17 protein-coding genes are annotated in these 20,307 nt (G+C 65.6%); 7 read left to right on the top strand and 10 right to left on the bottom strand.

Annotated features, from left to right (window positions below; genetic code table 11):
• Positions 1-6: 6 nt before the first annotated feature.
• Positions 7-420 (bottom strand): alternative ribosome rescue aminoacyl-tRNA hydrolase ArfB, encoded by a 414-nt coding sequence (arfB, locus tag PSEWESI4_RS18225; RefSeq protein ID WP_187672644.1) that lies wholly within the window; start codon positions 418-420, stop codon positions 7-9.
• 127 nt (positions 421-547) lie between these two features.
• Here arfB and PSEWESI4_RS18220 point away from each other — a divergent pair, with 127 nt between their 5' ends.
• Positions 548-1,588, top strand: a complete 1,041-nt coding sequence (locus tag PSEWESI4_RS18220) for a metal-dependent hydrolase (RefSeq protein WP_187672643.1) — start codon at positions 548-550, stop codon at positions 1,586-1,588.
• A gap of 303 nt (positions 1,589-1,891) precedes the next feature.
• On the opposite strand, the gene PSEWESI4_RS18215 is transcribed toward PSEWESI4_RS18220, so the two are convergent.
• The 4 genes from PSEWESI4_RS18215 to hppD all read right to left on the bottom strand — a co-directional run bounded on the left by PSEWESI4_RS18215 (position 1,892) and on the right by hppD (position 6,968).
• Positions 1,892-3,304: an amino acid permease gene (locus tag PSEWESI4_RS18215; RefSeq protein WP_456243222.1), complete on the bottom strand. Its 1,413-nt coding sequence runs from the start codon at positions 3,302-3,304 to the stop codon at positions 1,892-1,894.
• A 290-nt stretch (positions 3,305-3,594) separates the two neighbouring features.
• Positions 3,595-5,016 (bottom strand): amino acid permease, encoded by a 1,422-nt coding sequence (locus tag PSEWESI4_RS18210; protein ID WP_235978962.1) that lies wholly within the window; start codon positions 5,014-5,016, stop codon positions 3,595-3,597.
• Between the two features lie 145 nt (positions 5,017-5,161).
• Positions 5,162-5,812, bottom strand: a complete 651-nt coding sequence (gene maiA, locus PSEWESI4_RS18205; protein ID WP_187672642.1) for a maleylacetoacetate isomerase — start codon at positions 5,810-5,812, stop codon at positions 5,162-5,164.
• 82 nt (positions 5,813-5,894) lie between these two features.
• Positions 5,895-6,968, bottom strand: a complete 1,074-nt coding sequence (gene hppD, locus PSEWESI4_RS18200; protein ID WP_187672641.1) for a 4-hydroxyphenylpyruvate dioxygenase — start codon at positions 6,966-6,968, stop codon at positions 5,895-5,897.
• Between the two features lie 377 nt (positions 6,969-7,345).
• On the opposite strand from hppD, the gene PSEWESI4_RS18195 reads away from it, so the two are divergent.
• The 5 genes from PSEWESI4_RS18195 (at position 7,346) to PSEWESI4_RS18175 (ending at position 14,440) form a co-directional block, all read left to right on the top strand.
• Positions 7,346-8,443 carry a helix-turn-helix transcriptional regulator gene (locus PSEWESI4_RS18195; RefSeq protein ID WP_187672640.1) on the top strand — a complete coding sequence of 366 codons (1,098 nt, stop codon included), beginning with the start codon at positions 7,346-7,348 and terminating at the stop codon, positions 8,441-8,443.
• 870 nt (positions 8,444-9,313) lie between these two features.
• Positions 9,314-9,847 carry a fimbrial protein gene (locus tag PSEWESI4_RS18190; RefSeq protein ID WP_187672639.1) on the top strand — a complete coding sequence of 178 codons (534 nt, stop codon included), beginning with the start codon at positions 9,314-9,316 and terminating at the stop codon, positions 9,845-9,847.
• Between the two features lie 283 nt (positions 9,848-10,130).
• Positions 10,131-10,883, top strand: coding sequence for a fimbrial biogenesis chaperone (locus PSEWESI4_RS18185; RefSeq protein ID WP_187672638.1), 753 nt, complete (start codon positions 10,131-10,133; stop codon positions 10,881-10,883).
• 12 nt (positions 10,884-10,895) lie between these two features.
• Positions 10,896-13,424: a fimbria/pilus outer membrane usher protein gene (locus PSEWESI4_RS18180; RefSeq protein ID WP_187672637.1), complete on the top strand. Its 2,529-nt coding sequence runs from the start codon at positions 10,896-10,898 to the stop codon at positions 13,422-13,424.
• Positions 13,425-13,441: 17 nt separating this feature from the next.
• Positions 13,442-14,440, top strand: coding sequence for a hypothetical protein (locus PSEWESI4_RS18175; RefSeq protein ID WP_187672636.1), 999 nt, complete (start codon positions 13,442-13,444; stop codon positions 14,438-14,440).
• 91 nt (positions 14,441-14,531) lie between these two features.
• On the opposite strand, the gene PSEWESI4_RS18170 is transcribed toward PSEWESI4_RS18175, so the two are convergent.
• The 5 genes from PSEWESI4_RS18170 to PSEWESI4_RS18150 all read right to left on the bottom strand — a co-directional run bounded on the left by PSEWESI4_RS18170 (position 14,532) and on the right by PSEWESI4_RS18150 (position 18,985).
• Positions 14,532-16,310: an ABC transporter ATP-binding protein gene (locus PSEWESI4_RS18170; protein ID WP_187672635.1), complete on the bottom strand. Its 1,779-nt coding sequence runs from the start codon at positions 16,308-16,310 to the stop codon at positions 14,532-14,534.
• Positions 16,303-16,914 carry a DsbA family protein gene (locus PSEWESI4_RS18165; RefSeq protein ID WP_187672669.1) on the bottom strand — a complete coding sequence of 204 codons (612 nt, stop codon included), beginning with the start codon at positions 16,912-16,914 and terminating at the stop codon, positions 16,303-16,305. The genes PSEWESI4_RS18170 and PSEWESI4_RS18165 overlap by 8 nt, the downstream gene beginning before the upstream one ends.
• Positions 16,915-16,991: 77 nt before the next feature.
• The gene (gene trhO, locus PSEWESI4_RS18160; protein ID WP_187672634.1) at positions 16,992-17,927 is read right to left on the bottom strand and encodes an oxygen-dependent tRNA uridine(34) hydroxylase TrhO; all 936 of its coding nucleotides are present in this window, start codon (positions 17,925-17,927) and stop codon (positions 16,992-16,994) included.
• 227 nt (positions 17,928-18,154) lie between these two features.
• Positions 18,155-18,457, bottom strand: coding sequence for a BolA family protein (locus PSEWESI4_RS18155; RefSeq protein ID WP_187672633.1), 303 nt, complete (start codon positions 18,455-18,457; stop codon positions 18,155-18,157).
• A 15-nt stretch (positions 18,458-18,472) separates the two neighbouring features.
• Positions 18,473-18,985, bottom strand: coding sequence for a DUF2059 domain-containing protein (locus PSEWESI4_RS18150; protein ID WP_187672632.1), 513 nt, complete (start codon positions 18,983-18,985; stop codon positions 18,473-18,475).
• A 272-nt stretch (positions 18,986-19,257) separates the two neighbouring features.
• Between PSEWESI4_RS18150 and PSEWESI4_RS18145 the strand changes: the two genes are divergently transcribed.
• Positions 19,258-20,265, top strand: a complete 1,008-nt coding sequence (locus PSEWESI4_RS18145) for a DUF2804 domain-containing protein (RefSeq protein WP_187672631.1) — start codon at positions 19,258-19,260, stop codon at positions 20,263-20,265.
• Positions 20,266-20,307 lie beyond the last annotated feature (42 nt).

Genomic DNA, 20,307 nt, shown 5'->3' with positions numbered 1-20,307 from the left:
CGCCAACTAGAAATCCACCCTGCCCCGCCCGGCCTTGATCGCCCCACGCCTGGCCTTGCCCTCCAGGCGGCGCTTCTTCGAGCCGAGGGTCGGCTTGGTCGGGCGGCGTGCCTTGTCGGTCTTCACCGCATTGCGGATCAGCTCGGCCAGGCGCTCCAGGGCGTCGGCGCGGTTCTGCTCCTGGGTGCGGTACTGCTGGGCCTTGATGACGATCACCCCGTCGGCGGTGATGCGGTTGTCGCGCAGGGCCAGCAGGCGCTCCTTGTAGAACGGTGGCAGCGACGAGGCCTGGCTGTCGAAGCGCAGGTGCACGGCGCTGGATACCTTGTTGACGTTCTGTCCGCCGGCGCCCTGGGCGCGGATGAAGGTCAGCTCGATCTCGTCGTCGGGCAGGTGGACGCTGTTGGAAATCGCCAGCATGGTCGGACCTATGGATATCGAGCGCACAGGATAGCGCGGCCGGTTTGAAATCCTCGGTGAAAATTTGCCTGCCGCCCCCGCCACGCCTCTCGGTTAACTTAGCCGCCTCGACTCGCGAGGGAACGAAATGGACTCGATCACCCAGATGGCGCTCGGCGCCACCATCCAGGGCGCCCTGCTCGGCCGCTGGCAGGGTCGCAAGGCGCTGCTCTACGGCGCGCTGCTCGGCACCCTGCCGGACCTGGACGTGGTGATCGACTATGGCGACGCGGTGGCCTGGATGACCCACCATCGCGGCTTCAGCCACTCGCTGGCGGTGCTCACCGGCGTGGCGCTGCTGCTCGCCTGGCTGGTGCGCCGCCTGCATCCCGGCGCCGGCTACTCCGCCTCCCGCCTGACGCTGACCCTCTGGCTGGTGCTGATCACCCATCCGCTGCTGGACGCCTTCACCAGCTACGGCACCCAGTTGTTCTGGCCGCTGACGCCACCGCCGATCGCCTGGTCGACCCTGTTCATCATCGATCCGTTGTACACACTGCCGCTGCTGGTGGCGGTGGGCTCCGGACTGATCGGCGGCCTGAAGGACCGGACCACCCACCTGCCCGCCGTGGCCCTGGCGCTGGCCTGCCTGTACATGGCCTTCAGCGTGGCTGGCAAGTGGATGGCCGAACAACGGGTGGAGCAGGCGCTGGCCGTCGAGCGCATCCAGCCGCAGGCGGTGTTCGTCGCGCCGACGCCGTTCAACGTGCTGCTCTGGCGGGTGATCATCGTGGAAGGGAACGACTATCACGAAGCGCTGGTGGGTTGGTTCGACCGTGATCCGCCGCGTCTGGAACGCATTCCCCGTGGCGGCGAACTGGCCAGCGTGCTGCGGGACTCGCCCCAGCACCAGCGGCTGATGTGGTTCACCCACGGCATCCTGCGCTACGACCAGATCGGCGACCGGTTGATCGTCACCGACCTGCGCCTGGGCATGACCGGCTTCCATCCGTTCCGCTTCACGATGGCGGAACGGGAAGGCGATCAGTGGAAGTTGGTCGAATGGGTCGAGCGCCTGCCGGCACGCCGTGGCGACCTGGCGCATCTCCGGCAGTTGCTGGCACGTATCTGGGACGAACGGAAACCGCTACCCCTGGCGCAGTGGGCGCAGGAACTGGCCAAACCGTAGGGTGGAAAACCGCGAAGCGTTTTCCACCACCAGGGCGGCCATCCACCCAATGCCGGTGGATGTGAAAAGCGACATCCACCCTACGGAAGCGCACCTGCCGGCTGGGCGCAGGAGCTGGCTCAATCGTAGGGTGGAAAACCGCGAAGCGTTTTCCACCACGGGGCGGCCATCCACCCAACGCCGGTGGATGTGAAAAGCGACATCCACCCTACGGAAGCGCACCTGCCGGCTGGGCGCAGGAGCTGGCTCAACCGTAGGGTGGAAAACCGCGAAGCGTTTTCCACCACGGGGCGGCCATCCACCCTACTCGGCGAGCGAACGATCGCCGGCCAGTGCGCCGCCGCGCGCCAGGCGCAGGCGGTAGCAGGCCCAGATCACCAGCAACCACACCGGGATCGCGTACACCGACACCTGGATACCCGGGATCAGCAGCATCACGCCGAGGATGAACGCCACCCAGGCCAGGCACAGGTAGTTGGAGAACGGATGCCAGAAGGCCTTGAACGACGGCACCACGCCCTTGGCCTGCATGGCCTTGCGGAACTTCAGGTGCGAATAGCTGATCATCGCCCAGTTGATCACCAGGGCCGCCACCACCAGCGCCATCAGCAACTCCAGCGCCTCGGCCGGCGCCACGTAGTTGACCACCACGCACAACAGGGTGATCAGCGCCGACAGCCCGATGGCCAGCACCGGAACGCCGCGCTTGTTCAGCTTCATCAGCGCCTTCGGCGCATCGCCCTGCTCGGCCAGGCCGTAGAGCATGCGGCTGTTGCAGTAGACACCGCTGTTGTAGACCGACAGCGCGGCGGTGAGCACCACGAAGTTGAGGATGTGCGCGGCGGTGTCGCTACCGATCAGCGCGAAGATCTGTACGAACGGGCTGCCGCTGTACGGGTCGCCGGCGGCGCCCAGGGTCTCCAGCAACTGGTCCCAGGGATACAGCGAAAGCAGCACGGCCAGCGCACCGACATAGAAGATCAGGATGCGGTAGACCACCTGGTTGATCGCCTTGGGGATCACCGTCTTCGGCTCGCTGGCCTCGGCGGCGGTGATGCCGACCAGCTCCAGGCCGCCGAAGGAAAACATGATGAAGGCCATCGCCATCACCAGCCCGGTCAGACCGTTGGGGAAGAAACCGCCGTGCTCCCACAGGTTGCTCACCGACGCCTGCGGTCCGCCGCTGCCACTGGCCAGCAACCAGCAGCCGAGCACGATCATGCCGATGATCGCCAGCACCTTGATGATCGCGAACCAGAACTCGGCCTCGCCGAATACCTTCACGTTGGCCAGGTTGATGGCGTTGACCAGCACGAAGAAGGCGGCCGCGCTGGCCCAGGTGGGCACCTCCGGCCACCAGAACTGGATGTACTTGCCGACCGCGGTCAGCTCGGCCATGCCCACCAGCACATAGAGCACCCAGTAGTTCCAGCCGGACAGGAAGCCCGCGTAGCCACCCCAGTACTTGTGCGCGAAGTGGCTGAAGGAACCGGCCACCGGCTCCTCGACGATCATCTCGCCGAGCTGGCGCATGATCAGGAAGGCGATGAAGCCGGCGACGGCATAGCCGAGGATCATCGATGGCCCGGCCGACTTGAGCACCCCGGCCGAGCCGAGGAACAGCCCGGTGCCGATGGCGCCGCCGAGGGCGATCAACTGGATATGACGGTTTTTCAAGCCGCGGGTGAGCGGTCCGGTGTGCAGATGCGAGGACATCAGCGAACGCTCCGGGGCTGGCGACGGGACGGGCAATGGCAGGACATGGGTTCACCTGTGGTCCGTTCCGTGACGGGAACATACCCGCGGACTCGTGATCTGCGGAATTACTGGCGTTTGGCCGGAATGGAGACGTCGGGGAGACGTCGGGTCACGGAAACGCCGGGAGTATATAAGCCCGGCCAGGGCCCGGCCAGCCGGCGGATGCCGCTACCGGGCCAATGGGTGGTTTCTGGTGGTGTTTGTCTATTGGGTCCCCGCGTTCGCGGGGACCCAATAAACAGCGCGCCCTACCCCGCCTCGTAGCCCGTGGCGACACCCGCCCCGTCCTGGTGGCCGGCCAGCTTCAGGCGATAGCAGCCCCACATCACCAGCAGCCACACCGGGATCGCGTACACCGACACCTGGATGCCCGGGATCAGCAGCATCACCCCGAGGATGAACGCCACCCAGGCCAGGCACAGGTAGTTGCCCATCGGGAACCACAGCGCGCGGAAGCTGGCGCGTACGCCGTCGCGATCCATGCTGCGGCGGAACTTCAGGTGCGAGTAGCTGATCATCGCCCAGTTGATCACCAGGGCGGCGACCACCAGCGACATCAGCAACTCCAGGGCCTGGTGCGGGATCAGGTAGTTGATCACCACGGCGATGAAGGTCACCAGCGCCGACACCAGCAGCGAGCGCACCGGCACGCCGCGCTTGTCCACCTTGGCCAGGGCGCGGGGCGCGTCGCCCTGCTCGGCCAGGCCGAGCAGCATGCGGCCGTTGCAGTAGGTGCCGCTGTTGTAGACCGACAGCGCGGCGGTGAGCACCACGAAGTTGAGGATGTGCGCGGCGGTGTCGCTGCCGAGCAGCGCGAAGACCTTCACGAACGGGCTGCCGCTGTACGGGTCGCCGGCGCTGTTGATGCTCTGCAGCAGGGCGTCCCAGGGGCTCAGCGAAAGCAGTACGGCCAGCGCACCGATGTAGAAGATCAGGATGCGCCAAATCACCTGGTTGATCGCCTTGGGGATCACCGTCTTCGGCTTGTCCGCCTCGGCGGCGGTGAAGCCGAGCATCTCCAGGCCGCCGAAGGAGAACATGATGAAGGCCATCGCCATCACCAGCCCTGTAATGCCGTTGGGGAAGAAGCCGCCGTGCTCCCACAGGTTGCTGACCGCGGCCTGTTCGCCGCCGTTACCGCTGAACAGCAGCCAGCAGCCGAGCAGGATCATGCCGATGATGGCCACCACCTTGATCATCGCGAACCAGAACTCCGTCTCGCCGAACAGCTTGACGTTGGCCAGGTTGATGGCGTTGACCGCCACGAAGAACAGCGCGGCGCTGGCCCAGGTGGGCACTTCCGGCCACCAGTAGTTGATGTACTTGCCGACCGCGGTCAGTTCGGCCATGCCCACCAGGATGTACAGCACCCAGCAGTTCCAGCCGGACAGGAAGCCGGCGAAACCGCCCCAGTACTTGTGTGCGAAGTGGCTGAAGGAGCCGGCCACCGGCTCCTCGACGATCATCTCGCCGAGCTGGCGCATGATCAGGAAGGCGATGAAGCCGGCAATGGCGTAGCCGAGGATCATCGACGGCCCGGCCGACTTGAGCACCCCGGCCGAGCCGAGGAACAGCCCGGTGCCGATGGCGCCGCCGAGGGCGATCAGTTGGATGTGGCGGTTCTTCAGGCCGCGCTTGAGCGTGCCCGAGGACTGGTGGTCACTCATCATTGTTACGTCACCTGTTGTTGTTGTCTGTGACGGATCGGACCCGCCGCGCTTGTGGCGCAACGGAATGGCAAGGCGGTTGGTTCTTCTTCCGGGGCTGGTGATTGTTTCTGGGCCCCCGCGTTCGCGGGGACCCAATAAGCCCCCCTCACTGCGCGTCTGGCTGCACCTCCGGAGCGGCTTGCTGGAAGGCTTCGAGGTCCTGGCAGCGCGCCTCCATGTCGAGCAGGCGCGGATAGGCGGAGAGATCGCAGGCGAAGCGTCGGGCGTTGTACAACTGCGGAATCAGGCAGGCCTCCAGGTAGCCCGGCCGCTGGCCCAGGGACAGACGCCCGCCGAATACGGCCAGGCCCTGCTCCACGGCGGCCAGGCCATTCCGTACCCAGTGGAGATACCAGGCATTCTTCGCCTCGTCATCGACGCCCAGTTCGCCGGACAGGTATTGCAGCACGCGCAGGTTGTTCAGCGGGTGGACGTCGCAGGCAATGTGCAGGGCCAGGGCACGCACCAGGGCGCGCTGCGGCGGCTCGACGGGCAGCAGCGCCGGCACCGGGAACACCTCGTCGAGGTATTCGAGGATGGCCAGCGACTGGGAGATGTGCACCCCGCCGCCCTCCTCGTCCACCAACAGCGGAACGAGGCCCTGCGGATTGAGTGCCAGGTAGTCGGAGGCGTGCTGCTGGCCGCCATCCTTGACCAGGTGGACCGGCACCTGCCGGTAGGCCAGGCCCTTCAGGTTCAGCGCGATACGCACCCGATAGGCGGCGCTGGAGCGCCAGTAGGAATACAAGGTCAGCATGGGGGGCTCCCTGGGCGTGGGCGGCCGGCTACCTGTGGCGGCAGCCGGCCGGTGGCTCCGGCTTGCGGTTATTCCCGTCAGCCTAGATCACGCCACGGCGGAGCTGGTCTTCCTCGATGGACTCGAACAGAGCCTTGAAGTTGCCCTCGCCGAAACCCTGGTTGCCCTTGCGCTGGATGATCTCGAAGAAGATCGGGCCGATCACCGTGTTGGTGAAGATCTGCAGCAGGATGCCGTCGTCGCCCGGCGCGCCATCGATCAGGATGTTCAGTTCGCGCAGCACGTCGGTGGGCTCGCCGTGACCGGCGACGCGGGTATCGACCTTCTCGTAGTAGGTGTCCGGAGTGGTCATGAAGTCCACGCCGTTGGCGCGCAACTGGCGCACGGTGGCGTAGATGTCGTCGGTGGACAGGGCGATGTGCTGGATGCCTTCGCCGTGGTACTCACGGATGAATTCCTCGATCTGCGACTTGTCGTCGGCCGACTCGTTGATCGGGATACGAATCTTGCCGCAAGGCGCGGTCATGGCGCGGGACAGCAGGCCGGTGAGCTTGCCTTCGATGTCGAAATAACGGATCTCGCGGAAGTTGGCGATGCGCTCGTAGAAGCCGGACCAGACGTCCATCTGACCGCGACGCACGTTGTGGGTCAGGTGGTCGATGCACTGCAGGCCCACGGCGTTGTCGTTCGCCGAGCGGCCTTCGATGTATTCGAAGTCGACGTCGTAGATGGTCTTGTCGCCATAGCGGTCGACCAGATACAGCAGCGAACCGCCGATACCCTCGACGCAGGGGATGTTCAGCTCGCCGAAGTTGGCGTGGCTGCCCACCAGCTTGGCGCCCTGGGACTCGACATAGGCCGCGGCCTGGGCGGCGTTCTTCACCCGGAAGGCCATGGCGCAGGCACTCGGTCCGTGCTTGAGACCGAACTCGCGGACATGCCCGGTGGGGCTGCCGTTGAGCACGAAGTTGATGCCGTTCTGCTGGAACAGCCAGACTTCCTTGGAGCGGTGCTTGGCGGTCTCGGTGAACCCCATGGCGGTGAACAGTTGGCGCAACTGCTCGATGCCTTCCGGCGTAGGCGCGGTGTATTCGACGAACTCGAAACCGTCGGTACCGATGGGATTGTGCTGCTCGATCTTGGCCACGGCGTTCATTCAGCCTCCTCATTGTCTTTATTGGCTCGCCACCCGAGTCGGTGGCGCGTGGATGGCTTCATGACAACCGAGCCGCCGGACGCCCTCAAGACGCTCTCCCGCCCTCTTGCCGGAGACAATCGCCCGCCACTGGCAGCTTTTCCTTACAGCCGGACCAAGTGCATCTCCAGGCCATTTCCCGCCTGCAAATCCGTAACGTTTTCCTTACAGCATGGTGCGCCCCGTTGCCGGCGGGTATCCGGATGGCCGGCCTAAAGTCCGGTCCGATGCCGCCGAAAGCCGTTCCATGGTCGCCCGTCGCTTGCAGCTCCCGGCGGGCTCGACAATGCTAGCCATCAGATAGCCATGACAGCCCATGGATGAGCAGGACATTGCGCATGAGTCACCAGGAAAAGCTGTACGACGAACTGGTCGGATTGAGCTATGAATGTGTGCTGGCCCCGGATAGCTGGCAGTCGCTGCTCGAGCGCATCGGCCCCGCCACCGGCGGCACCACCAGCACACTGCTGTTCTGGGACCAACAGCACGGCGACCCGCGAGTCGCATCCCTGACTCTCTGCGAGCCGGCGATGGTCGAGGCCTACAACTCGCACTATTGCGAGTTCGACCCCACCCGCTCATTCATGACCGACCGCGCGCCCGGCGTCTGGTACCACGACTTCGCCGAGTACGGCCCGCAGAACATCCGCCGCGATCCTTATTACCAGGAGTTCCACCGTTCGTTCGGCATGGGAAGCATCTCCTGCCTCAAGCTGTACGAAAACCAGCGCGCCGGCGCCTACCTGTCGCTGCTCGCCGAATATGGCGCCGAGCCCCATGACGCCGAACGGCAGCAACTGCTGCAGCGCCTGTCCGGCCACCTGATCCTCGCGGGGCGGCTGTCGGAGAAGATTCGCAGCCTGGAACTCGAACTCGACAAGCGCGACCTGCTGCTGGAACAGAACCGCACGCCGCTCTGGCTGGTCGACGAGAATGGCCGGATGCTCCACCACAGCCCCGCCGCCGAGCGCTACCTGCTCGATGCCGACAGTCCCATGCAGGCCCGCCACGGCGTGCTGCGGATCAAGGGCCGGGAGAACGTCCTGGCACCCCTTCTGCGGCGCGCCTGCGAACGCAAGGGGGCTGCCCACGCCAGTTGGCTGCCGCTGTCCGGCCAGCCGCCGGCCGAACTGCTGATCACCCCGGTCCCCGAGCATGTCGCCTTCCGCCACGTGCGGCAGCGGCCCCTGGCGCTGCTCGCCCTGCTGCGCAACGAGCCGCGTGGCGAACTGCTGGCGGAAATCTTCCAACTCACCCCGGCCGAACGCCGGCTGGCCGAACTCCTGACCCAGGGCCTGAGCCCGGAGCAATGCGCAGCGGGACTGGGCGTGACCATCAACACCGTGCGCAGCCAGTTGCGCGCACTGTTCCGCAAGACCGAGACCGACAGGCAGACGGAGCTGGTGAGCCTGTTCATTCGTGTTGGGCAGGGTTGAGGCGCTTTTTTTCTCTGCCCGCGAATATCGGTGTCTCGAAATCGCCAACCGCCGCTGCTCGGCCTGCCTGCTACTGAGGGAGAGGGGACAATCTGTGCATGCCGCCGGACTCCGCCCCCTCCCGCCACGCCGATTCCGCCCCCTCTCCCAGGGGGAGAGGGGATTGGTACGTGCAGCATTCCAGTCTGTGCCCAATCCGTGCCTCGGCGAGGTTGAGGTTGTCGTCGCGGGATAGGCCGGCACGGTCCGCCCCCTCTCCCCCTGGGAGAGGGTTGGGGTGAGGGGCGGTGTCTCGTTCTGCCCCCAGGCCATCGCCTTGACTGTGCAGTGCGAGTGAAAAGCGGCTTCCAGCTTGCGGCCGAAGACGTTGTGCCGGCCCATGGTCCGCCCCTCACCCTATCCCTCTCCCAGAGGGAGAGGGGATTGGTACGTGCAGCATTCCACAGTCTGTGCTCAATCCGTGCCTCAGCGAGGTTGAGGTTGTCGTCGTGGGATAGGCCGGCACGGTCCGCCCCCTCTCCCAGAGGGAGAGGGGATTGGTGCGTGCAGCGCTCAAGTCTGCGCTCAATCCATGCCTCGGCGGGGTTGAGGTTGTTGTCGCGGGATGAGCCAGTACGGTCTGCCCCATCTCATCAGGAGCAGCCTCCGCCGCCAAAAGCTGAATCTTCAGTACAAAACAGCTTCACGCCTGAACCATCGCTGCCCATGGATCGATGACAGCCCCCGGCCTTTCTCTTTCCAAAAGCAAAAACCCGGCGACCAGAAGTTGGCCCCCGGTAACACTGAACCGCCATTCAGACTTTTCTTACAGAAAAAGTGCGCACTGGTCGTCAGAATTTTCCGCCTCTCAATCCACTAGGAGTATCCACAATGAAAAAAACCGTGATTGCCGGCAGTCTGTTCACTGCACTGACCGCGCTGTTCGCAACCAGCGCGCAGGCATCCAGCGGTTCCGTGACCCTCTCTGCGATGATCTCGGACTCGACCTGTGAGGCCAGTGTGGATCAAGGCGGCGCAGACGGCGTCCTGAACTTCAACCTCATTCCTTCCAGTGCCTTCAAGAACGCTGGCGATACCGCCGGGGACATGCCGTTCAGCATTGCCATCACGAACTGTGGCGATGGCATCTTCATGCGTCCGAAGTTCGAAATGACCAGCGTCAACCCGTCCACCGGGAACCTCGCCAACACCGCGAGCATGGACCCCACCAATGGACTCGAGGCCCGGATCCTCAACAACAGCCTCGAGCCGATCGACCTGCGGACCAACGAAAACAACCCGCTGCAAGAGATCAAGGATGGCGTTTCGGAGTTTCGTTACGTCGGCCAGCTCATCAGGACGGACGACGACTTCTCCACCGGCAACTTCAGCTCGGTCCTGACCTATACGCTCTCGTATAACTGATCCACCTGAGAAACCATCGTCACCGCGGAAGAGTCGCCTCATCCGCTCCCCGCTTTCGCGGTGGCGATGCCCTCACTACTTGCCAGGCAACCAGCACTCCGCAGAAGAAGCCCCCTCTTCTCCTGTCCGATAACAGATTCGTCGCAAACCTCGACCCGGGCCTTCCTCCTGTTCACTGGTGACTTCCCGCATCCAGGACATCGAGGCCAAGGGCTGCGCGCACTACTTCCCTCAGCAAGACCAGCCCAAAACCGAATGCACCTCTCCGTGGAGACCAGCGGTAATGCGTTTTCTTTCTCGAACCATCCTTGCCCTGATCATCTGTCTCGTCATGGCTCCGGCCCATGCCAGCATCGTCATCACCGGCACCCGGGCCATCTATCCCGCCACCGAGAAAAGCATCAGCATCACTCTCCGCAATACCGGCAAGACGCCCTCCCTGATCCAGGCCTGGGTGGACAAGGGCGGCGCGATCAACCAGGACCGCACCGCCGGGTCGCCGTTTCTGGTCACTCCGCCCGTCTCCCGCCTCGACCCCGAGAAAGGCCTGCTCCTCAAGGTGGCCTATCTCAACGAACCGTTGCCCCAGGATCGCGAATCGGTGTTCTGGCTGAATGTCCTGGAAATTCCCTCCCAACCGTCGAAGAAGGATGCCGACGAAGAGAGCGACACCAGCGGCAGCCTGCAAATCGCCTTCCGCTCGCAGATCAAGCTGTTCTACCGCCCCACTGCCCTGAAGGGCTCGCCCAGCGACGCGGCGCAGAACCTCGAATGGACCATCGCCTCCAGCGACGGGCGGCCCGTCCTGCGTGCCATCAACGACTCGCCCTACCACATCTCCCTCAGCAAGCTTCAGTTGGCTCTCGGCGGAAACAGTCATACCTACAACGAGCTGGACATGATTCCGCCGCTGGGGAACCACGACATCGCCCTGCCCGATAACGTGGCCGGCTGGGCGAAGAGCGGCGCGCAGGTTCGCTACACCTGGATCAACGACTTCGGCGGCGCGATCGAGACAGAAGTTTCCGTCCAGTAACGAGCCCCGTGCATGCGAACCCAATCCCGGTCCCGAACCGGCCATGGCGCCTGCCTGGCCGGCCTGCTGACGCTCGTTCAAACCGGATGGACCTTCGCGGACCAGTCGCCGTCGCCGGGTGACGTCCATTTCGACCGCGACACCCTGCGCAGCCTGGGCCTGGACGTCGACGTCTCGGCATTCGAGCGCACGCCGGACGCCCTTCCCGCCGGCACCTACCAGTTCATCCTGAACCTCAACGGCACCTCCTACGGGCGGCAGGACATCCGCATCACCCATACCCCCGAGGGTCGGCGGCAGATCTACTGCTTCACCCGGGAACAGCTCACCAACTGGGGCACGGCCTTCGAGGAGTTGCCCGACGACCGGCAGGAAGCGCTCGAACGGGACTGCGTGGACCTGATCGCGCTGATCCCCCAGGCCAAGCTCGAACTGGACATGGCCGTCGGTTCGCTCAACGTGACGGTCCCCCAGCTCTATGTGAAGAAAAGGCCGCGCCACTACGCGCCGCCGCAAAGCTGGGACTCCGGCCTGAATGCCGGCTTCCTCAGCTACAACACCAACTTCGACCACGCCCGCAGCGACGACCAGGACACCCGCAACAACTACTTCCTCGGCCTCAACGGCGGGCTGAACCTGTTCGGCTGGCGCTTTCGCCACAACGGTTCGTTCCTCAGCGGCGACAACACCGACAAGGGCAGCACCTACCAGACCCTCAACAACTACCTGCAGCGCGACCTGACTTCGCTGTCGTCCCAGTTGACCCTGGGCGAGCACTTCACCCGTGGCGACCTGTTCGACAGCATCCCGTTCACCGGCGTGCAGATGGAGAGCGACGAGCGCATGCTGCCCGACAACGAGCGCGGCTTCGCCCCGCAGGTGCGCGGCGTGGCCGAGAGCAACGCCACCGTCACGATCCGCCAGGGCAACCAGGTGATCCACGAGACGACGGTGCCGCCCGGCCCGTTCCTGATCGACGACCTGTACAACACCGGCTTCACGGAAAACCTGGAGGTCACCATCACCGAGGCCGACGGCCGGGAAAAGACCTTCGCCGTGCCCTATTCCTACGCCGCCGAGTTGCTCCGCCCGAACAGCTCGCGCTATTTCCTCACCGCCGGCCGCTACCGTGGCGAAGAAGTCAGGCGGGAACTGGAATTCCTCCAGGGCGGCTATCGCCGAGGGGTCACCAATACCCTGACCCTCTACGCCGGGGCCATCGCCGCCGACAGCTACATGGCCGCGCTGATCGGCAGCGGCTTCAACACGCCCCTTGGCGCCATCACCACGGACATCACCTTCGCGGACTTCGAGCCAAACCCGAACGCCCTCGGCATCGACATGCCGACCCGTGGCCAGAGCTACCGTCTCGCCTACAACAAGACCTTCGGCCACACCGGCACCACCGTGCAGACCGTCTACAGCCGCTCGGACGAGGGCTACCTCGGCCTTTCCGCCGCGGCCGGGGCGGTCGATACCGGCCTGGCGAATCTGCTCCGCGAGCGGGATCGCCTGACCCTCAACGTCAACCAGATGCTGGGTAGCCGGAGCAGTCTCTTCCTCTCCGGCGTGGCCCAGTCCTACTGGACCGGCGAGCCGGACAACGTCACTTTCGGCGGCGGTTTCACCAGCTCATTCTCCTGGGGAAGCCTGAGCCTGTCCGCGTCCCGCTTCAGGAGCGGCGATGACTATGACGTCCAGTACCTGGCGACCCTCAGCATTCCGCTCGGCCAGACAGCCGGCGCGCCGCTCCTGAACACCACCGCGACCTACCAGGACAACGACAACAACACCCTGCAGACCAGCGTCAGCGGGGTCGTCGGCGAACAGATGCAGACCAACTACAACCTGTACGCGAACAGCGGGCTCAGCACCGGTGAGCGGAGCAACGCCTATGGCGTCAACCTGCGGCACCGGACCCCAGTCTCGACCCTTGGCACCAGCGTCTCGCGGGGCGACGGCTTCGCCCGCGAGTCGCTCTCGGCGCGGGGCAGCATCGCGACCTACAGCGGCGGCGTGGTGTTTTCGCCCACCCAGGGGGAAACCATGGCGATCGTCGAGGCCGAAGGCGCCGCCGGCGCGCAACTGCGACGCAACCAGGTGCGCATCGGCGGCAGTGGCAAGGCCCTGGTGACCGGCCTGACGCCCTACCGGAACAACGACATCGTCCTCGATTCCAAGGACGCCTCGGACAGCGTCGAGATCAAGGAGAACATCCAGCGCATCGCACCCCGCTACGGCGCCATCGTCCGCGTGCTCTACGAGACCACGATCGGGCAGCCATCGCTGCTGGATATCGCTCATGCCGACGGGCAGCCCATTCCGTTCGGCGCGGCGGTCTCGGACGCCAACGGGGAAATCGTCACCCATGTCGCCCAGGGCCAACTGGTGTTCATCCGCACCAGCCAGGCGCCGACCACCTACAGGGTGTCGTGGGGCGAGCGGGAAAGCTGCAGCTTCACCTACGCACCGCCCGAAGAGGCTCATGAGACCTACCGCAAAACGCCTGTCACCTGCTCCGTCGAGCAGGACAGCCCCTGACCTACCTGGATAGACGTATGGAAACGCAAGCCGCTAGCAAGCTCCCCCTCGCACTCGCCGCCCTCCTGGCCTTCCCGGCCCTCGCCGACGAGTGCCCCGTGGAGCCCAACCAGTGCTACTTCACCAACCAGGCCCTCGCCTACGATGGCGAAACCAGCATCAGCAGCGCCCTGCCCGTCGGCAGCGTGCTGGGCACGCTCAACCTGTCGCTGGACTACGACTGCCGCTTGCAGGAAAACCTCGCCGGAGAGGCCGGGCGCCATATCGTGCTGGGCATCGCCGCCGAGAGCAGCCACCTGCAGGAGCGAACCTTCGCCACAACTGTCGATGGCCTGGTCTACCGGATCATCCCCAGCGGCGACATGAACGGAGTCGGGGTCAGGCAGGTCGGCGGGGTGGCGAACCGGATTCAGTTGGAAGTCGACGGCGACAGAACGCCCGGGCCCAGCCAATGCGTCAGCGGCTCGCTGTCGCCCACCTTCATGGAACTGGTGAAGAACGGCCCCATCCAGGCGCCCGGCACCTACCCCGTCAACTTCCGCAACCCCAGCCAGTTCGTCGGCGCCCGCTGGAACGACAATGGACCGTCGTACGACATCGCCCCCTTCCCGAACGTGTCCATCAGCTTCCTGCCCACCACCTGCGAGCTGTCCGAGGCGCCCAACCGCGTCGACTTCGGCACCTTCGCCAAGTCGGCCCTGCCCCAGGCAAGAACCTTCGACTTCCAGTGGACCTGCGATGGCGGCGCCACGATCGAAACCACCCTGACGCCCACCGCCGGCCAGCTCATCGACGGCAATACCGGCATCGTGCACGAATCCAACGACCTGCTGCTGAAGGTCAAGGACATCGCCGGCGGACAGTACGTGCAGTTCGGCCAGCCCGTGGCCCACGTCATCGACGCCAGGCAGGCCCTGGGCTTCAACATCTCGTTCCAGGCCGAGCTGTACGACCAGGGCAATGTGAAGCCCGGGCTGGCCGAATTCGTCCTGCTCTACAACACCGCCTACCAGTGATTCCGCCCTTTGGACGCTTCCTGTAGGAGCCAGCTTGCTGGCGATCCTGCTCCCCACGGCTAATCGCCAGCAAGCTGGCTCCTACACCCGTTCAGTGTTGCAGGTGCCCGTACAGCTTGGCATACAGGCCGCCCTCGGCGATCAGTTGCTGGTGGTCGCCGTCCTCGGCGATGTGCCCGCCGTCGAACACCAGCACGCGGTCGGCCTGTTTCACCGCGCTCAGGCGGTGGGCGATGATCAGCGTGGTGCGGCCGTTGAGGAAGCGGCCGAGCGCCTGGTGCAGGGCGTATTCGGTGGCGGCGTCGAGGGCCGAGGTGGCTTCGTCGAGGATCACCACCTTGGGCTCGGCGAGCACCATGCGGGCGATCGCCAGGCGCTGGCGCTGACCGCCGGAGAGACGCACGCCAGAACGGCCGACCACGCTGTCCAGGCCCTGCGGCAGGGCGCGGATGGTGTCCGCCAACTGGGCGATCTCCAGCGCGTGCCAGCAGGCCTCGTCGCTGCGTTCGCGGCCCAGGGTCAGGTTGGCGCGCACGCTGTCGTTGAACAGCGCCGGATGCTGGAGGACCACCGCGACGTTGTCGCGCACCCGCTCCAGGCCGATTTCTTCGAGGCTGCTGCCACCGAAGCGGATGCTGCCGGCCTGCGGCGTGTAGAGGCCGAGCAGCAGTTGTACCAGGGTGCTCTTGCCGCCGCCGCTGGCGCCGACGATGGCGACCTTCTCGCCCGGCGCGATGGACAGGTCGAGCCCCGACAACACCGGTTCGTCGCTGTAGCCGAAGGTCAGCCCGCGTACCTCGATGCCCACGGTCTCGCGGCCCTTGAACGGATCGACGCGGCCTTCGTGCTGCGGCTCGTCGGCGCGCGCCAGCAGCTCGTTGATCCGGGTCAGCGCACCGCCGGCGGCGTAGAAGGCGTATTGCAGACCGAGCAGTTGCTCGACCGGGCCGATCATGAACCACAGGTAGCTGAACACCGCGAGCATCTGGCCGATGGAAAGATCGGAGAACAGCACGGTGAGCATCGCCGCGGCGCGGAACACGTCGATACCGAACTGGAACAGCAGGCCGCTGGTCCGCCCCGCCGCGTCGCTCTTCCATTGCGAAGCCACGGCATAGTCGCGCACTTCCCGGGCACGCAGGCCGAGACGGCCGAGGAAGAAGCCCTGGCGGTTGCCGGCGCGTACTTCCTGGATCGCCTCCAGGGTTTCGGTGAGCGCCTGAGTGAAGCGCGAAGTGCTGTCGTTCTCCAGCTTCTTCAGGTGCTTGACGCGCTTGCCCAGTTGCACCGTGGCGAAGATCACCAGCGGGTTGAACAGCAGGATCAGCAGCGCCAGTTGCCAGTGCATCCACAGCAGGATGGCGGCGGTGCCGGCCAGGGTCAGCACGGCGACCAGGAATTTGCTCAGGGTTTCGCCGACGAACTTGTCGATGGTGTCCAGGTCGGTGACCAGGTGGGTGGTCACCGTGCCGCCACCCAGGCTCTCGTATTCGCCGAGGGAAATGCGCTTGAGGCGCTCGATCAGGCGGACGCGGATGCGATAGACGATGTCCTTGGACAACCCCGCGAACAGCCGCGCCTGCAGCACGTTGAAGACCAGGGCGGCGCTGCGCAGCAGCAGGGTCAGCGCCACCATCAGGCCGATGTAGCCGACCGCGTTCTGCCAGGTCGTGGGCAGGAAGAGGCCCATGACCTTGAGCGCCGCATCGCCATGGCCGAGCAGCACCTCGTCGACCAGCAACGGCAACAGCAGGGGAATCGGTACGCTGCACAGGGTCGCCAGGACGGCCACCGCGTTGGCGAGGATCAGGGCTTTTCGATGGCGCAGGGCCAGACGACGGATTTCCGCCCAGCTCAGCCGGTCATGCATGAGCGCCGCGCTCCAGCCAGCGGGCCAGCAGCGGCGCCAGTCGCTCCAGGGGTTGGTAGCCGTTGGTCAGCAGCGCCAACTGGCCATCGCGCTCGGCCAGCAGGGTGGGAAAGCCGGCAATGCCGAGGTCCTGCACCCAGGAGAAGTCGGCGACCGTGGCGGCGCGCTGCTCCGTGCTGTCGAACGCCTCGACGAACACCATGCGCGGCAGGCCAGCGGTTTCCGCCAGCTCGGCCAGCACGCAGGGTTGACCGACATCGCGGCCCTCGGCGTAGAACGCGTGCTGGATGCCCTTGACCAGCGACCAGGCGCTTTCCGCATCGAGGCTGCGCGCGGCCACCAGGGCCCGGCAGGCCGGCTCGGTGTCGTAGACGAAACCATCCGCCATGGCGCCTTCGAAGCGGAACGGCTGGCCGGTGGTGCGCTGCACTTCGCGCCAGTGTTCGAGGATGTAGTCCCGGGTGGCCAGATCGAGCGCCGCGCCACCGCCGGTGCGCAGGCCGCCGGCGATCAGTTGCGTCGGCACCCCGGCCTCCCGCGCCTGCTCGGCAAGGGCCTCGACCACCGGGGTGAAACCCCAGCACCAGGAACACATCGGATCCATCACGTACAGCAGGCGGGAATGAGCCAAAGACTGTTACTCCAAATCAAAGGTTCTGGCGCTGGGGCTCGCCCCGGCTGTCACACCACCTGCTGGCGCGGGTCCCGGCCAATGGGGTGCGGCAGGTTGCGCGCCTTGGCCAGCTCGATCTGCTTCTGCCGCTCGCGGGCGCTGGCGCGGGTCTTCTCGGACAGCGAGTCCCAGCAATGCGGGCAACTGATGCCCGGAGCATAGTGCTCGGACTGGCGATCCTCGACGGAAATCGGGTTGCGGCAGGCATGGCACTGGTCGTAGTCGCCCTCGGACAGATCGTGGCGCACGGTGACCCGGTTGTCGAACACGAAGCAGTCGCCGCGCCACTTGCTCTCGGTCTCGGGCACTTCTTCCAGGTACTTGAGGATGCCGCCCTTGAGGTGGAAGACCTCCTCGAATCCCGCGCCGAGCATGTAGCTGGAGGCCTTCTCGCAACGGATGCCGCCGGTGCAGAACATCGCCACCTTCTTGTGCTTCGATGGGTCGAAGTGCTCCTTGATGTACTCGGGGAATTCGCGGAACGACCTGGTCTTCGGGTCGATGGCGCCTTCGAAGGTGCCGATCGCCACTTCGTAGTCGTTGCGGGTGTCGATCAGCAGCACCTCGGGGTCGCTGATCAGCGCGTTCCAGTCCTGGGGCTCGACATAGGTGCCGACCTGCCGATTGGGATCGACGCCGGGCACGCCGAGGGTGACGATTTCCTTCTTCAGCTTGACCTTGGTGCGGTAGAAGGGCTGCTCGTCGCAGTACGACTCCTTGTGGTCGATGTCGACGAGACGGGGGTCGCTCCTGAGCCAGGCGAGCAGCGCGTCGATGGCTTCGCGACTGCCGGAGACAGTGCCGTTGATGCCCTCCTCGGCGAGCAGCAGGGTGCCCTTGATGCCGTTGTCGAGCAGGGTTTGCAATAGGGGTTCACGCAGGGCGACGTAGTCCGTCAGGGTGACGAACTTGTACAGCGCCGCCACGACGATCTTCTGGGTCATGGGGGTACTTCCTTCCAGTGGTCGCCCGCGTAAAGGGCGGACCGGTGACAGACAGCGACGCCGGCCGCCAGGCCGACGCGCCGCGCAGTCTACCAGAAAGCCGGGAAACCCGGCCTGCGGCCGAGCGGCGCAGGCCGGCCCCCGTAGCCCGGATGGCTTGAACGCAATGCTCCCTTCGCGGCCATGGGCCGCTCCTACGAGGGAAGCCTGGGTCTCCTACAGGAAGGCTAGCCGTGCTTGCTGCCACCGCGACAGGTCGGGGAGTCCGGGGCGGCGCCCTGCACCGCCCATTCCTCGGGGGTGTAGGTGTGCAGGGCCAGGGCGTGGAACTGGCCCATCAGCTCGCCGAGGGCGGCGTAGACCTTCTGGTGGCGCTTGACGAGGTTCAGGCCGGCGAACACCGGGCTGACCACCACCGCCTTGAAGTGGGTTTCCAGACCACGGCTGTGCATGTGGCTTTCGTCCAGCACATCGAGGTATTCAGGCTCCAGGGCGACCAGCGCCGCCTGGATGCGTTCACTCATGCTCATGCAGGGTCCTACCCGTTACTTCTTGGCCGGAGCGGTTTTCGGCTCCAGCTCGGCAGTCATGTCGGAGAGCAGCTTGTTGACCTCCGGCACGGCGGTCTCCAGCTTGGCCTGGGTCAGTTGCGCAGACTGGGCGGTGAGTTCCGGCATCTTGGCCAGCACCTTCTTGCCCAGCGGCGATTCGTAGAAGGCCAGCAGGTCCTTCAGTTCCTGCTCGGTGAAGGCGCCGGTGTACAGCTTGATCATGTCGGGCTTGACCTTGTCCCAGCCGACCGCCTTGTCCAGGGCCGCGTTGGCCTTGGCCTGGTAGCCCTCGAGCAGGGCCTTCTTGCTCTCGGGTGCCTGGGCCTGGGCGAAGCGCTGGGCGAACATCTGCTGGACCTGCGCGTAGACCGGTACGGTCAGCTTGTCGGCATGCGCCAGCTTGAGGAAACGTTCGGCATTGGCAGCGTGGCTGGCCGCATCCGCCAGAACCTGGCCACTCATCCCCACGAGGAGAACGGCAGTGCAAAGCGCGCGAATAGGAGTCATGGAAATTCCTTGCTGTTGGGGGAGAATGAACGGCGGACTTGTGTTGCGGAAGGCCATTCTGCGCCGACGCCGGACGCCGCTCAAGCGGGCGTCCGTGACAGGCTCTTGGCGCCGGAAATCGCTCGTTGTCAAATGGCCAGTACTTGCCCATCCTTTGATTGGGTCGGCATGCTTCATGACCTTTCAGTCGGCCCGCTCACCTGAATCGACCCTGTGACGAGCCTCAAGTTGCACCGCCCGTCAGTATTGCAACGCGCACATGGATGTGTCCGATGACCAGCTTCACTTCCGCCTCCCCGACCTTCCAGGCCCTGTGCGACGCACAGGGCAACCTGCTGCCGGCGGCCGTCGGCTGGTCGCCCCGCCCCCGCGTGCACTGCGCCCTGCCCGGCCACTTCGGCCGTCGCAAGCGCTGGAACCACTGGTGCATCACCACCCCGCGCTGGATGCTCTCGCTGACCCTCGCCGACCTCGACTACGTCGGCTACGGCGCAGCCTACTTCCTCGACATGGAAAGTGGCGAAGTCATCTCGCGCACCCAGTTCCGGCCGTTCGGCTACGGCTGCAAGCTGCCCGACACGCCCCTGGAAAGCCATGAATTCCGCCACCCGCACCTGCACCTGCGGGCCGATGCCCAGCCGGGGCGCCTGCGCCTGACCGCGCTGGCCCCGGACATCGGCGGGCGGCCGCTCAACGTGGCGCTGGACATCCAGCGTCCGGCGCACCTGGAGTCGGTCAACCTGGTGGTGCCGCTCGGCCGCAAGGGCTTCCACGCCACCTCCCGGCAGTTGGGCCTGCCCACCAACGGCGGCCTGCAACTGGGCGACCGGCAGTACGAATGCGAACCCGGCCAGAGCTTCGCCTCGCTGGACTTCGGCCGGGGCGTCTGGCCGCTCCGCAGCCACTGGATGCGCGCCGCCTTCGCCGCGCCGGGCGGCATCGCCGGCAACTTCGGCTCCGGCTGGACCGATGCCAGCGGCCTGTCGGAAAACGCCCTGTGGTTCGGCGGCGAGCTGCTGCACCTGGACTGCCCGGTCCACCTCGAACAGTCCCAGCACGACTCCCTGGCGCCCTGGCGCCTGAGCTCCGACGACCAGCGCGTCGACCTTGTCTTCACCCCCCGCCAGTACCACCTGGCACAGCCCAAGGTCGGCCCGTTCCATGCCTCGACCGGCCAGTGGTTCGGTCACTTCGACGGCGTGCTGCGCGACCCGTCCGGCGAGCGCGTGCCGGTGCGCAGTGCCCTCGGCTGGCTGGGCAGCACCCACGCGCGCTGGTAATCCGTCGTCCGCTCACCCTCGCGAGGAACCCCTGACCGGACA

It is taken from the genome of Zestomonas carbonaria (assembly GCF_904061905.1).
GTDB classification, from domain to species: Bacteria; Pseudomonadota; Gammaproteobacteria; order Pseudomonadales; family Pseudomonadaceae; genus Aquipseudomonas; species Aquipseudomonas carbonaria.
Note: the sequence above shows the minus strand (reverse complement) of the source record. Positions and strands in the feature narration are given on the sequence as shown.

Bases quoted from the DNA above. Each gene is read 5' to 3' on its own strand.
- arfB (WP_187672644.1), bottom strand. From the start codon at position 420: ATGCTGGCGATTTCCAACAGCGTCCACCTGCCCGACGACGAGATCGAG.
- PSEWESI4_RS18145 (WP_187672631.1), top strand. From the start codon at position 19,258: ATGACCAGCTTCACTTCCGCCTCCCCGACCTTCCAGGCCCTGTGCGAC.
- maiA (WP_187672642.1), bottom strand. From the start codon at position 5,812: ATGCTGACCTTGTATTCCTACTGGCGCTCCAGCGCCGCCTATCGGGTG.
- PSEWESI4_RS18185 (WP_187672638.1), top strand. From the start codon at position 10,131: ATGCGTTTTCTTTCTCGAACCATCCTTGCCCTGATCATCTGTCTCGTC.
- PSEWESI4_RS18165 (WP_187672669.1), bottom strand. From the start codon at position 16,914: ATGGATCCGATGTGTTCCTGGTGCTGGGGTTTCACCCCGGTGGTCGAG.
- PSEWESI4_RS18170 (WP_187672635.1), bottom strand. From the start codon at position 16,310: ATGCATGACCGGCTGAGCTGGGCGGAAATCCGTCGTCTGGCCCTGCGC.
- PSEWESI4_RS18210 (WP_235978962.1), bottom strand. From the start codon at position 5,016: ATGATGAGTGACCACCAGTCCTCGGGCACGCTCAAGCGCGGCCTGAAG.
- PSEWESI4_RS18150 (WP_187672632.1), bottom strand. From the start codon at position 18,985: ATGACTCCTATTCGCGCGCTTTGCACTGCCGTTCTCCTCGTGGGGATG.
- hppD (WP_187672641.1), bottom strand. From the start codon at position 6,968: ATGAACGCCGTGGCCAAGATCGAGCAGCACAATCCCATCGGTACCGAC.
- PSEWESI4_RS18155 (WP_187672633.1), bottom strand. From the start codon at position 18,457: ATGAGCATGAGTGAACGCATCCAGGCGGCGCTGGTCGCCCTGGAGCCT.
- PSEWESI4_RS18220 (WP_187672643.1), top strand. From the start codon at position 548: ATGGACTCGATCACCCAGATGGCGCTCGGCGCCACCATCCAGGGCGCC.
- PSEWESI4_RS18190 (WP_187672639.1), top strand. From the start codon at position 9,314: ATGAAAAAAACCGTGATTGCCGGCAGTCTGTTCACTGCACTGACCGCG.
- PSEWESI4_RS18175 (WP_187672636.1), top strand. From the start codon at position 13,442: ATGGAAACGCAAGCCGCTAGCAAGCTCCCCCTCGCACTCGCCGCCCTC.
- PSEWESI4_RS18215 (WP_456243222.1), bottom strand. From the start codon at position 3,304: ATGTCCTCGCATCTGCACACCGGACCGCTCACCCGCGGCTTGAAAAAC.
- trhO (WP_187672634.1), bottom strand. From the start codon at position 17,927: ATGACCCAGAAGATCGTCGTGGCGGCGCTGTACAAGTTCGTCACCCTG.
- PSEWESI4_RS18180 (WP_187672637.1), top strand. From the start codon at position 10,896: ATGCGAACCCAATCCCGGTCCCGAACCGGCCATGGCGCCTGCCTGGCC.
- PSEWESI4_RS18195 (WP_187672640.1), top strand. From the start codon at position 7,346: ATGAGTCACCAGGAAAAGCTGTACGACGAACTGGTCGGATTGAGCTAT.